This window comes from Rhodococcus sp. SJ-2, from assembly GCF_053750035.1.
Window position 1 is genome coordinate 2869318 of the sequence record NZ_CM132340.1, and the last position, 13052, is coordinate 2882369.

Sequence of the window (13052 nt, forward strand, 5' to 3'; positions counted from 1 at the left end):
TCCGACTCTACTGGGCCGGACGCAGCGTCTTCATCGCTCGATCGACTTCCCAGAAGGCGCGCAGCGACGCGATCTTGCCTTCGGCGTTCACCCGGTAGACGAACACGCCCTCGGCGTCGATGATGTTGCCGGCCATCGTCGTGCGAATGGTGCCGATGTTGACGCACTCGTCGCCGCACACCAGGACGTCGTCGACGAGGAACTCGAGCGAGTCGGTGTTCGCGATCGTCATGTCGTAGAACTTCGCGATCGCCTCCGTCCCGTGATGGCCCTTGCCTTCCGGGTCGAACCCCGACGGTCCGACAGGATCTTCGACATATCCGTCGTCAGCGAACAGCGCCAGCCATTCGTCCTTGCGCTTGCCGCTCGCGGCCGCCTGGGACGAGCGTGCCGCGACGCGTGCGGGATGTTCCTCGCTCATGCTGTGCCTCTCTCGTGGATGAAGCCCTTCGCGTGGATGAACTTCTCGGCGAACCTTTGCAACGATTCCTGCTTTGCCTCGAGCGGGGAGTCGAATCCGTGACCGTCGAATATCCATGGCACGACGATGATGTCGGTGACCCCCGCGTCTGCGAGTTCGGTGTAACCGGACGAGCCGAACTTGTCGATGCACACCGTCTGGATCTCGAAGGGGGTGTCGGACCGGCCGTATTCGCTGCGCAGCGTGCGCAAACGGTCGATCACAGGGACGAGATCGTCGAACTTGATCATTGCCGAGGTCCAGCCGTCGCCGACCCGCGCGGCCCGGCGCAACGCCACGTCGGTGTGGCCACCGACGTACAACGGCACCGGTTTGCTCGGGGCCGGGCTCATCTGCAGGCGATCGAAATCGTAGAACTCACCGTGGTGCTCGACCATGCCACCACCGAGGATCAGCTTCAGTACATCGATCATTTCGTCGACACGTTTTCCGCGTCGCGCGTAGGGAACGCCGCACCATTCGAATTCTTCCGGTGCCCAGCCGATCCCGACACCGAGCCCGAACCGGTTGTTCGTGAGGTTCGCGACCGAACCGACCTGACGCGCGAGCAGTACCGGATTGCGGGAGCCGAGTTTGAGGACCTGTGTGTAGAACTCGATCGTCGACGTAGCTGCCCCCATCGCAGCTGCGGCGATGAGCGGGTCCACCCAGGGTGTGTCCGCCGTCCACATCCGCGACCCGTCCGGCGTGTAGGGATAGTCGACGGTCTGCTTCTCCATGTAGAACAACGAATCCGGCAATGCGATCGACGAAAAGCCGCATTCCTCGGCGGTCTTCGCGATCCCCGCGAGCTGATCCAGTGGCGTCATCGCGACGCCGACGGTGAACTTCACCATGACATACTCCTAGTTCGCCGGCTTCTCGGACCCGACGACCCACATCGAGAAGTACTGCGAGCCACCACCGTACGCGTGTCCGAGTGCTTTGCGTGCGCCGTCGACCTGATGTTCTCCGGCCTTACCCATGACCTGGATCGCCGCCTCGGCGAAGCGGATCATGCCCGACGCGCCGATCGGGTTCGACGACAGAACGCCGCCGGACATATTGACCGGAAGTTGCCCCCCGATTGCAGTTTCTCCTGCCTCGGTGAGTTTCCACCCGCCACCTTCCGGGGCGAACCCGAGGTTCTCGAGCCACATCGGTTCGAACCACGAGAACGGGACGTAGATCTCGGCGCAGTCGATTTCGGTGAGCGGGTCGGTGATCCCGGCCTGCTTCCACAGTGCTGCGGCAGCGATCCGGCCTGCTTCAGGGTTCACCTGGTCGCGGCCGGCGTAGGTGGTCGGTTCGGTGCGCATCGCGGTCGCGTGGATCCACGCGACGGTGCGCCCGTCCGCCTCGGCCGCGGCAGCGCTGTCGGCGTCGCCGAGCACCACGGCGCATGCACCGTCAGAGGACGGGCACGTTTCGTCGTAGCGGATGGGATCCCACAGCATCTGCGACGCCTGCACCTTCTCGAGGGTGATGTCGGGCTGCTTGAGGTGGGCGTACGGGTTCTTCGCGCCGTTGAGACGATCTTTCACAGCGACCATCGAGCCGACGTGTTCGGGTGCCCCGGAGCGACGGATGTACGAGCGGACGTGGGGCGCGAAGTAGCCACCTGCGCCTGCACCGACCGGCATGGTGAACGGGACGGGCGTGGACAGCGCCCACATCGCATTGGATTCGGACTGTTTCTCCCACGCGACCGCAAGTACGCGCCGGTGGATACCCGCCTGGACGAGACTCGTAGCGACATTGGCGGTGGAACCGCCCACGGACCCGGCGGTGTGAACGCGCAGCAAAGGCCTGCCGGTTGCGCCGATCGCGTCGGCCATCGCCAGTTCGGGCATCATCGCGCCTTCGAACAGATCGGGAGCTTTCCCGATCACGACCGCGTCGATGTCGTCCCAGCCCACATGGGCGTCGGCCATGGCTCGGTCGATTGCTTCGCGGACGAGTCCTGCCATCGAGACATCGTGCCGCTTCGCGACGTAGTGGGTCTGTCCGGTTCCGAGGACAGCTGCAGGTTGCTTCGCCATCAGTTTCGTCCCTCCAGAACGGCTACCAGATTCTGTTGCAGTACAGCGCCACCCGTGGCGTGGGCGAGTGCCCTGCCCGCCTTCCCGTCCATGATCGCCTTGGCGGCGAAACCGATACGCTCGAGCCCACCGGAGAACATCGGGTTGCCGGTCAGCGGACCACCCGACGGATTGATCGCAGTGTTGCCGTTCAATCCGATCTCCTCACGCAGGATCAACTCCTGGTGGGTGAACGGTGCGTGCAGCTCGGCGAGGTCGAAGGAGATGTCACCGCCGGTGGCAGCCGCAGCGGCAGCGCGTGCGGACGGCGCGGACGTCAGATCGGCGGCTCCGAAATTCGGGGAGTCGATGCGATGCTCGATCCCTGTGATCCACGCGGGGTTCTCACACAGTTCCCGCGCGCGGTCGCCGGACGCCAGGATGATCGCGGCAGCGCCGTCGGTGACGGGGGCGCAGTCGTGACGGCGCAACGGGTCGGCGACGTACGGTGTCGCGAGCAATTCCTCGACGGTGACATCGCCGCTGATCTGGGCGTCGGGCCTGCTTTTCGCTGCCGCGCGTGCCTGGACGGCGACCTCGGCCATCTGCTCCGCGGTCCACTTGCCGGAGTCGAGTCCGATCCGTGCCTGCAATCCGGCGAGCGACACGGCGTCGAGGCCGAGCGGTGCGACGAGATAAGGATCGAGCTGGAGCGAGAGGACGCGCCGCAACGTGCCGGCCGACGACTTGCCGAACCCGTATACGAGCGCGGTGTCGACCTCACCGGTGATGAGCTTTACCCAGGCCTCGTAGAGGGCCCACGCTGCGTCCATCTCGACGTGCGACTCGTTGATCGGGGGAACTGCACCGATCGCGTCGATGGCCGAGATGAACGAGAACGAGCGACCTGCGAGGTAGTCGGACGAACCGGAGCACCAGAAACCGATGTCGGACTTGGTGATTCCGAGCTCGCCGTAGAGCTCCTGGAAGCAGGGCACGAGCATTTCGACACCGTTGGTGGTGCCGTGCGTTTCGCGGACGTGTGGAGCGTGCGCGAAGCCGACGACTGCAATGTCTGTCATGATTCCGCGGCTCCTAGAGGTGGTGTTTGAAAGTGTCGAAGTCGGCGTCGGGTTCGCCGGTGGGACGGAAGTATTCGATGTTCCTGAGGGTGTAGTCCCATTCCTCCTGCGGTCGCCATTTAGCTTCGACGCGCATGCCCATACGGACCTCTGCGGCATCGCACTCGAGGATCAGGTGCAGGAAGGGAATGTCGGCGCCGTCGAGCAACACATATGCGGCGACGTACGGGGGTTTGATCTGCTGGCCCATGAACGGAACATTCACGATGCAGAACGTGGTGACGATGCCCTTGTCGGACAGCTCGACGTGTTCCTTCGTCGGAACGCCGTCGGTGGGGCTTGCACCTCGCGGCGGAACGTACACCTTGCCCCCGGGCCCGGTTCGCCCGCCGACGAGCTTCCCTTCCTTCAATCCGCGCAGGTACCACGATTCCTCGGGAGACGCCGTGTGCGTGTAGTGCAGGTCGAGGGGCGTGACGATCATGCCTACCGGCTCGGTGTCGGCGTCGGCAGCGGGTGCTGCCTCGGCCTCGCCCGGCTCGAACGCGACGATGTCGTGGATGTCGCCCACCCGCTCGTCCGCCCATCGGACGCGCACCCGCATGCCGGTGCTCATGTCGTCGGGAGAAGGGACGTCGACGGCGTGCAGTAGCGACGAGTCCGAACCGTCGAGCCGGATCAGAGCCCACGCGAACGGGCGGTCGAACGGCTGCCCGGGCAGAGGCTCGGGATTCCACGTCCAGCTCACCACGGTGCCGGTCTGCCCCGCCTCGACGAAATCGACGAGCGGCTCGTGGGTGATCGCGTCGTATTCCGGGGGAGGGACGAGCACTCGCCCGTCCGAACCACGTGCGCCGACGATCCGCCCGTCGCGCAAACCGGTGACGAATGCACCGACGGCAGGCCCGGTGGACCGGGTGTAGTCGAACTGAAGATTCAACGGGGCTCTCAGTGGCGGTTCGACGACCGCGCTCTTTCCCAGACTCACATCTTCGAGTAGAACAGGTTCTAATGTCGCTGGCAAGAGTAGCGTGTGAACAGCGCGGCATGGCCAGTCGTCCGACCTGAAAGGCGTGCAATGGAACTGGGACTTCAGTTGGGATATTGGGGCGCGCAACCTCCGGCCAATGGACCGGAACTCGTTACTGCCGCGGAGGCGGCGGGGTTCGACGCGGTCTTCGCGGCCGAATCGTGGGGATCCGATGCGTTCACTCCGCTCGCATGGTGGGGATCGGCGACCGAGCGAGTGCGCCTCGGGACGTCGGTTGTGCAGATCTCGGCCCGAACCCCGACGAGTTGCGCGATGCACGCGCTCACCCTCGATCATCTTTCCGGTGGTCGGCACATCCTTGGTCTGGGGGTATCCGGACCGCAGGTCGTCGAAGGCTGGTACGGGCAACCGTTCGCGAAACCGCTGGCCCGGACCCGCGAGTACGTGTCGATCATCCGCGATGTTCTCGCGCGGAAGGAACCCGTCACCAGCGCGGGTCCGCACTATCCGCTGCCGTACTCGCAGGAAGGGGCGACGGGGCTCGGTAAACCACTCAAGCCCATCACGCATCCGCTCCGTCCCGACATCCCGATCTGGCTCGGAGCCGAAGGACCGAAGAACGTCGCGCTCACCGCCGAGATCGCCGACGGCTGGCTCGCGATCTACTACTCCCCGCGCCTCGCGCCGATGTACAACGAATGGCTCGACGAAGGATTCGCCCGTCCGGGAGCGCGTCGCACTCGTGAGGACTTCGAGATCGCGGCGACCTGCCAGGTGGTGGTGACCGACGACCGGGCCGCGACGATCGCCGGAATGAAACCGGTCACCGCGCTCTACGTCGGCGGAATGGGTGCTCCCGAGTTGAACTTCCACGCGCAGGTCTACCGCCGGATGGGATACGGCGAAGTGGTCGACGAGGTCACCGAACTGTTCCGCTCCGGACGTAAGGACGAGGCGGCTGCGGCGATTCCCGACGAGATGGTCACCGAGACGATGATCGTGGGCAATCGCGACGAGGTGCGTGCGGGGGTCAAGCGGTGGGAAGACGCGGGAGTGACGATGCTCCTGGTGTCGTGCCGCGACGCCGAGCACGTGCAGTCGCTGGCCGACGTCGTACTGGGCTGATTGCCTCTGCATCCGTTTCCGTCTCGCGGCATGCGGGCCTGTCCTATCCTCGAGCCATCCGGAGTTCCGTGGCGAGGGGGTCCGCATGTGCCGACTGTTCGCGCTCAGTGCTGCACCGCACCGCGTACACGCGACCTTCTGGCTGCTCGACGCTTCCGATTCTCTGGCTCGCCAGAGCCGTCGCGAGCCGGACGGCACGGGTCTCGGCACGTTCACCCACAGCGACGAACCCCTCGTGGAGAAGCAACCGATGGCCGCGTACGAGGATCGAGCATTCGCCACGGAAGCCAGAGAGCGGTCTTCGCGGACGTTTCTCGCTCATATCCGGTACGCGTCCACGGGCGGACTCGCCCCGCGCAACACACATCCGTTCGAGCAGAACGGACGGTTGTTCGCGCACAACGGCGTTCTCGGCGATCTCGACCGGCTGGACGCGGAGCTCGGGTCATACAGGGGTCTCGTGCAGGGCGACACGGATTCGGAGCGGTTCTTCGCGCTCGTCACCCGACGCATCGACGAGCACGACGGGGACGTGACGGCCGGCCTCACCGCCGCAGCACAGTGGGCTGCCGAGAACCTCCCGATCTTCGCTCTCAACGTCATCCTGACGACCGCCACCGAGCTCTGGGCGTTGCGATACCCGGATACACACGAACTGTGGGTACTCGAACGTCCGGGCGGAGGCGCCCAGGGTGATCGTCGCCTCGACCACGGCGGTACTGCAGGCACCGTGCGTGTGCAGGCAGGGCACCTCGCGCAGTATCCGGCCGTGGTGGTTGCCAGCGAGAGAATGGACGAAGACCCGCACTGGTCGGCGCTGAACCCCGGCGAGCTACTACACGTCGACGATCACCTGAGCACTGTCCGCAGCGTTGTGCTCGATGCCCCTCCGGCGCATCCGATCACGTTGGCGGAACTGGACCAGCGCGCAGCGGCCTCACAGCGCGGCAGGTGAATTCCCGTCAGGCACCGGTGAATTTCGGCGCTCGCTTCTCGACGAAGGCGCGAGGCCCTTCCTTCGCGTCGGCGCTCTTGAATACCGCAGCACCGAGTTCGGCGTCGATACGGAAGGCTTCTTCTTCGTGGAGTCCCTCGGAGCGGCGGATGGTTTCGAGGATTGCCTGAACCGCGACGGGCCCGTTGGCGGAGATCGTGTCGGCGATCTCGAGCGCCCTACCGAGAGCCTGGCCGTCCTCGACCACGTGCCCGATGAGTCCGATCTCCTTGGCTTCGGGTGCCAACAGGTGCCGACCGGTGAGCAGGATGTCGGCGGCGATCGTGTACGGGATCTGACGGACGAGGCGCACCGCCGAACCGCCGAGCGGGAACAGGCCCCACTTTGCTTCGGATACGCCGAACTTCGCGCTCTCTCCGGCGACGCGTATGTCGGTAGCCTGAAGGATCTCGGTGCCGCCTGCGATGGCGGGGCCCTCGACCGCCGCGATGAGGGGCTTTGTCAGTCTCCGTCCCTTGAGCAGAGCGGGCAGGCGAGACAGGTCCCAGCCGCCGCGGTTGCCTGTCCCGTCGCTGCGCTCGCCCCGTTCGAACTTGTCGCCGGGTGCGGACTTGTTCATGTCTTTGAGATCGGCGCCAGCGCAGAACGCGCCGCCTGCGCCGGTGAGGATCGCGACACGGATCTCGGGGTCGTTGTCGACGCGGTCCCACGCCTCGGTCATGATCGCCATCATCTCGCCCGACAGTGCATTTCGTGCTTCGGGCCGATTCATGGTGACGATCAGGGTATGTCCGCGTTGCTCGACGAGGCAGTGCGGAGCACGCTCCGAAACGTCCGAATTCTCGGCAGCGCCGGTGGGGGCGGTAGGGGGCACTGGAACTCCTGAAGTGTTGTGAGCTGGCTCTCAGTTCGGGTCTTGTCAGAAACGATAACACGTTCTATTTTGATGGCGTGGCCCTTAATATCGCAGACCTCGTAGAGCACGCCATCGATCTCGTCCCCGACCGTGTCGCACTCGCGTCGGACGGTCGCGAACTCACCTATGCGCAGCTGGAGGAGCGGACCAACCGCCTCGGGCACTACCTGCAGGAAGAGGGTGTCGCGCCCGGCGACAAGGTGGGCATCTACTCGCGCAACACCATCGAGGCCGTCGAGGCGATGATCGCGGTGTTCAAGATCCGGGCGGTAGTGGTCAACATCAACTTCCGGTACGTCGAGAACGAGTTACAGCACATCTTCGAGGATTCGGACATGGTGGCGCTCATCCACGAGCGCCGGTATGCCGACAAGGTCGCAAACGTGCTGCCGACTACACCGCTGGTGAAGACGTCGCTCGTCGTCGACGACGAAACCGGGCTCGACTACTCCGGCTACGGGGGAGTCGACTACGAGCAGGCGCTCGCGCAGACTTCCCCGGAGCGTGACTTCGGGGAACGCAGCCCCGACGACCTGTACATGCTCTACACCGGCGGCACCACCGGCAAGCCGAAAGGCGTGATGTGGCGGCAGGAAGACGTGTGGCGCGTCCTCGGCGGCGGTATCAACTTCCTCACCGGTGAGTACGTAGGTGACGAGTGGGAACTGGCGAAGACCGGCGCCGCCAACCCCGTGATGGTGCGCTTCCCGATCCCGCCGATGATCCACGGCGGTGCGCAGTGGGCGCTGCTACAGGCGTTGTTCGGTGGCGGCAAGCTGATCATGCACCCCGAGTTCGACGGCCACGACACGCTGCGCGTCATCGAGGAACACAAGGTCAACGTCATCTTCATCACCGGCGATGCAATGGGCCGCCCCATGATCGATGCACTCGAAGAGGGGAACCCGAAAACCGGTAAGCCATATGACCTCTCGTCCATGTACTTCATGGGGTCCAGTGCGGCGCTGTTCTCCCCTGCGCTCAAGGAACGATTCCTCGAACTGCTCCCGAACTGCATGATCTCCGACTCCATCGGCTCCTCCGAGACGGGGTTCTCAGGCATCGGCGTCGTCGCGAAGGGGCAGGCCCATACCGGCGCCCCCACCGTGAAGATCGACGCAGCGACCTCGGTACTGGACGAGGACGGCACCCCGCTGCAGCCCGGCGACGGCAAGGTCGGTCTGCTCGCCCGCAAGGGACACATCCCGCTCGGGTACTACAACGATCAGGCGAAGACCGAAGCGACGTTCCGCGAATACAACGGCGTGCGGTACTCGATCCCGGGTGATTACGCGCAGATCGAACCCGACGGCACGGTCACGATGCTCGGCCGAGGCTCCTCATCGATCAACAGCGGCGGCGAGAAGATCTATCCGGAAGAGGTCGAGGCCGCGCTCAAGGCCCACCCGGACGTCTTCGACGTGCTCGTGATCGGTGTCCCCGACGAGCGGTTCGGGCAGCGTGTTGCGGCAGTCGTCGCGACACGCGGCGGAAGTCGTCCCGCACTGGCCGATCTCGTGGAATCGGCGCGCGCGTCGATCGCCGGCTACAAGGTGCCACGCAGTGTCTGGTTCACCGACGAGATCAAGCGGTCGCCTGCCGGAAAGCCCGACTATCGCTGGGCGAAAGAGCAGGCAGAAGCCCGTCCTGCAGACGACATGTACAGCAGCGGCGGCCTCGTCGCGGCGAACTAGAAGGACACACATGCAGACCGATCTCAGTAAGAAGTTCGGCATCGAGTATCCGATCTTCGGTTTCACGCCGTCCGAACACGTCGCAGCGGCGATCAGCAGGGCCGGGGGCCTCGGCGTGCTGGGTTGCGTCCGGTTCAACGACCCCGAAGAACTCGACGCGGTCCTCACCTGGATGGACGAGAACACCGACGGCAAGCCGTACGGTGTCGACATCGTGATGCCGGCCAAGGTGCCTACGGAAGGTACCGCCGTCGATCTCGACAGCCTCATCCCGGCAGAGCACCGCGCATTCGTCGACCGCACACTCACGGAGCTGGGTGTTCCACCGCTCGGCGACGATGCCGAACACGCCACCGGAGTGCTGGGCTGGCTGCATTCGGTCGCGCGTTCCCATGTCGATGTGGCGCTCGGGCACCGACCCGCACTCATCGCCAACGCTCTCGGTTCGCCGCCGAAGGACGTCATCGATCTTGCACACGAGAAAGGCGTGCCTGTCGCTGCACTGGCCGGTGCCGTCGAACACGCGAAACGGCATGTCGAGAACGGCGTCGACATCGTCATCGCCCAAGGCTACGAGGCAGGCGGCCACACCGGTGAGGTCGCGTCGATGGTGCTGTGGCCGGAGATCGTCGATGCCATCGGCGATTCCGCTGCGGTTCTCGCCGCCGGTGGTGTCGGGTCGGGCCGTCAGGTCGCTGCAGCGCTCGCGCTCGGCGCGTCCGGTGTGTGGATGGGTTCGTACTGGCTGACCAGCTCCGAATACAAGCTCGGTTCGGCCGCGCGGGGACCGTCGTCGATTCAGCGTGCCCTGCTCGGCGCGAGTTCGTCCGATACCGTGCGGTCGCGTATCTACTCCGGAAAACCGGCCAGGCTCCTCAAGACCAAGTGGACCGAGGCGTGGTCGAAGCCCGATGCGCCGTCGCCTCTTCCCATGCCTTTGCAGAACATCTTGGTCAGCGAAGCGCACCAACGTATCTCCGCGGGGAACGATCCCGAGGTCGTGGCGATGCCGGTCGGGCAGATCGTCGGACGGATGAACGAGATCCGGCCTGTCGCGGAAATCATGACCGAACTCGTCGACGGCTACGACCGGGCGGTCGAGCGGCTGAATCAGGCGCGGTAGCCGAGAGTCATTCGCGGACTTCGACGATTCCGTGCGCGCCGCGCTCGGCATCGACCATCGAGTGCGACACGAACGGATATTGTCCGGGTTCGGGGAATTCGAGTTCGACGAATCCGCCTTGCGCGGGGGACAAACCGAGCGTCTGGCTACCACCGGTGCCCGGCCGCAACCGATACTCACCCTCCGACCACACGGTGTCGAACTGCCCGCCCACGACATGGAACGATGTGCCGCGGTTCGGTCCCGCTGCGAGCACCCAGATCCGGACCCGCTCACCTACCCGCGCCTGCAACGGCCTGTGGTCGTACTGGTTCGCATAGCCGTTGAACACCACCAGATCGGGGTCCTCCGCAGGGATCTTGTCGGAGTCGGCCTCGCCTCCTTCGGCTCCCAGGTACAGCTCCGACTGCACCAGGACGTATTCACGGTCGGCGGGCGGGAGGTCTGGCGAGTCGATGATGACCGCACCGAACATCCCGTTGGCGATATGCAGGGACATCGGCATGGTCGAGCAGTGGTACATCCAGATCCCGGCACGGGTCGCGGTGAACCGGTAGACAAGTGATTCACCCGGCTGGATCGTGCGCATGGGCTCGTCGGGCGCAAGCGCACCGGCGTGGAAATCGATCGAGTGGCCGATACTGCCATCGTTGACGAGTGTGATCTCGAAGACGTCGCCGACGTGGCCGCGCAGCGTGGGGCCGGGTGCGGTGCCCCCGAACGTCCACAGTCGCTGTGTGATTCCGGGGGCGACCTCGCGTTGTTCATCGGTGACAGCCAGCGTCAGATGGTGATCGGCATCAGGTGCAGGCGCAACCGGATCGTGGGCGATGAACCCGGAGTCCGGTGCGGCCCCGAGACTGTGCGACACAGCGCTGGCGGCAAGCGATGTCGCCTCGTGCTCCGAACCGGCCTCGCCGTGGTGCGGCGGTGCGGAACCGGAGGTGCGCACCGTCAGCGTCATCCCCATCTGGCGATGCCCGGCAACCGAGCACCACCCGTCGACGTCGCTGCCGATCACACCCGCGTCGAGTGTTGTGGTCGCACCCGGGTCGATGCGGTCGGTGCGAGTGCCGTTGGCCAGCACCAAATCGTGCCGGTCCGTACCCGTATTGACCAGGGTGACCACGAGCCGGTCGCCGGCGGCGACCTCGATGACGTCGGGGACGAACCGCATACCCTCGACGTGAACTTCGACTTTCGCGGTATGTCCGGTCTCGGCGACGTGAGAGGTGCCGACGGTCGCGATGCCGACCGCGGACGGGTCGGCGGCGACACCGACTGCGGCCGCGAACACCACGACCCCCAGGCCGGCCGCCGCGACCGACAGTCTGCGTCGCGCGGGTACCGGCTCGGGGCGCCCCGGTGTCGAGGTTTGCCCTCGCATGCGCCGCGCTGCCCACATCGCGCGGACCATGAGCGGCAGGAAGGACGCCAACGCGACGAGTACGAGGACCGAAGCCGCAACGAGCACGAGACTCGGAACGGGAAGAACGCACAGCAGCAATGCGCCGTTCGCGACCGACAAGCGCCAGGGCGCACCACGTTCGAGCTCCGCGGTGGCCGCCTGGATGGATGCGCGACCACCGATGACGACGGGCATCAGGTAGCTCAGCGCACCGAGCAGGACCTGGGTGAGGAATCCTGCGAGGAGAGCAGCGGTCGCCCGTCCGGTGACCTCCGTTGCATCGAGCGGCGTCGTTGCGAGTGCGATACCGAACCCGAGATAGGTGAGGGAGCCGAGCAGCCACACGACGCCGGCGAGTACGGAGAGCGTCGCGAAGTCGGTCGGATGCTTGCGGCGGATCTCGTCGAGGTGCGGTTCGAGGACGTACACGGCTGCGGCGAGGTATCCGAACACGCCGAGTGCCGTCACGAGCGGTATTCCGGCGACGGCGCCGACCACTCCGACGGCGAGTGCTGCGAGCAACGCAGGTAGTCCGCGTCGCGCCGCGGTTTCCACGCGCTGTGCCATGCGGGTACGCAACATCGTGGGCCACAGGGTGACGAGGGTGCCGAGCACTGTCAATCCGACCCAGCCGAGCAGGTTGATCCCGGCGTGAGCGAGCACCAGCCGGTCGTGCAGGTCGCCTGAGAGTCCCGAGTTCGCCATGGCTACACCGAATCCCGCACCGATAGGCAGCATGGATGCGGCTGCGACGTAGTACCGAATGGTGTGCGCGAATCGGGACGGGAGTGCGCGCCTGAGGCGCTGGAGAAGGATCGCTCCGTGCCACGCGGCGGCGACGGCCACGACGGTGCCGCCGAGGAGCACGGCGGGCCAGCGGCCGGTCACCATCCCGGTGACAACGGCGAGGGCTCCGGCATTGAACGCAACGAGCCGCACGGTTTCGCCGCGGTGGGTGACGGGCGCCGGGCGGCGCAACAGCGCATCGGTGAAGTGTCCGCTCCACACGAGGATCGCGTTGCTCGCGGCTCCCAGCCCGAGCAGATGGATGAGCAGCCATCCGGACTGCGGAATCCAGCGGTGTACGACGGCGACGACGACGAGCGCCGTGAACCACAGCCCGACCACTGCGCCGGCCTTCAGATGCCAGCTGCCACGCTCGGTCATCCCGCAACCTCCTCGGGAGCACGGTGCAGTGCAGGCCACGTCGTGATGGCGGTCATGAAGCGCGCATGCCCGCTCGCGCGGACAGTGCGGCGTGTCCGGAGAGCGACGGG

General features: G+C 65.7%; 11 protein-coding genes. 4 read left to right on the forward strand and 7 right to left on the reverse strand.

Annotated elements, in window-relative coordinates:
* Positions 1 to 7: 7 nt before the first annotated feature.
* The 5 genes from ACSYG9_RS13450 to ACSYG9_RS13470 are packed head-to-tail and all read right to left on the reverse strand — an operon-like array spanning position 8 to position 4551.
* Positions 8 to 421 (reverse strand): nuclear transport factor 2 family protein, encoded by a 414-nt coding sequence (locus ACSYG9_RS13450; protein WP_440123011.1) that lies wholly within the window; start codon positions 419 to 421, stop codon positions 8 to 10.
* On the reverse strand, positions 418 to 1314 hold the full coding sequence (locus tag ACSYG9_RS13455) for a TIGR03619 family F420-dependent LLM class oxidoreductase (RefSeq protein ID WP_454842954.1): 897 nt from the start codon (positions 1312 to 1314) through the stop codon (positions 418 to 420). Before ACSYG9_RS13455 ends, ACSYG9_RS13450 begins: the two co-directional genes overlap by 4 nt.
* Before the next feature lie 12 nt (positions 1315 to 1326).
* A complete protein-coding gene (locus ACSYG9_RS13460) occupies positions 1327 to 2502 on the reverse strand; it encodes a thiolase domain-containing protein (protein WP_440123012.1) in 1176 nt (391 codons plus the stop codon).
* Entirely contained in the window at positions 2502 to 3563 is a 1062-nt protein-coding gene (locus ACSYG9_RS13465; RefSeq protein WP_440123013.1) for a thiolase domain-containing protein, read from the reverse strand. The genes ACSYG9_RS13460 and ACSYG9_RS13465 overlap by 1 nt, the downstream gene beginning before the upstream one ends.
* 13 nt (positions 3564 to 3576) lie before the next feature.
* Positions 3577 to 4551 carry a Zn-ribbon domain-containing OB-fold protein gene (locus ACSYG9_RS13470; protein WP_454842805.1) on the reverse strand — a complete coding sequence of 325 codons (975 nt, stop codon included), beginning with the start codon at positions 4549 to 4551 and terminating at the stop codon, positions 3577 to 3579.
* Positions 4552 to 4641: 90 nt separating this feature from the next.
* Between ACSYG9_RS13470 and ACSYG9_RS13475 the strand changes: the two genes are divergently transcribed.
* Together ACSYG9_RS13475 and ACSYG9_RS13480 are read left to right on the forward strand one after the other, a co-directional pair.
* Positions 4642 to 5679: an LLM class F420-dependent oxidoreductase gene (locus tag ACSYG9_RS13475; RefSeq protein ID WP_454842807.1), complete on the forward strand. Its 1038-nt coding sequence runs from the start codon at positions 4642 to 4644 to the stop codon at positions 5677 to 5679.
* Positions 5680 to 5764: 85 nt separating this feature from the next.
* The gene (locus ACSYG9_RS13480) at positions 5765 to 6634 is read left to right on the forward strand and encodes a class II glutamine amidotransferase (RefSeq protein WP_454842809.1); all 870 of its coding nucleotides are present in this window, start codon (positions 5765 to 5767) and stop codon (positions 6632 to 6634) included.
* 7 nt (positions 6635 to 6641) lie between these two features.
* Here the strand turns inward: ACSYG9_RS13480 and ACSYG9_RS13485 are convergent, their stop codons facing one another.
* Positions 6642 to 7508, reverse strand: a complete 867-nt coding sequence (locus tag ACSYG9_RS13485; RefSeq protein ID WP_454842811.1) for a crotonase/enoyl-CoA hydratase family protein — start codon at positions 7506 to 7508, stop codon at positions 6642 to 6644.
* Positions 7509 to 7585: 77 nt separating this feature from the next.
* On the opposite strand from ACSYG9_RS13485, the gene ACSYG9_RS13490 reads away from it, so the two are divergent.
* Together ACSYG9_RS13490 and ACSYG9_RS13495 are read left to right on the forward strand one after the other, a co-directional pair.
* Positions 7586 to 9244, forward strand: a complete 1659-nt coding sequence (locus ACSYG9_RS13490) for an acyl-CoA synthetase (protein WP_454842813.1) — start codon at positions 7586 to 7588, stop codon at positions 9242 to 9244.
* Positions 9245 to 9254: 10 nt separating this feature from the next.
* Complete coding sequence (locus ACSYG9_RS13495; RefSeq protein WP_454842815.1) at positions 9255 to 10367, forward strand: NAD(P)H-dependent flavin oxidoreductase; 1113 nt, start codon at positions 9255 to 9257, stop codon at positions 10365 to 10367.
* Between the two features lie 7 nt (positions 10368 to 10374).
* Here the strand turns inward: ACSYG9_RS13495 and ACSYG9_RS13500 are convergent, their stop codons facing one another.
* Positions 10375 to 12942, reverse strand: coding sequence for a multicopper oxidase domain-containing protein (locus tag ACSYG9_RS13500; RefSeq protein ID WP_454842817.1), 2568 nt, complete (start codon positions 12940 to 12942; stop codon positions 10375 to 10377).
* Positions 12943 to 13052: the final 110 nt, after the last annotated feature.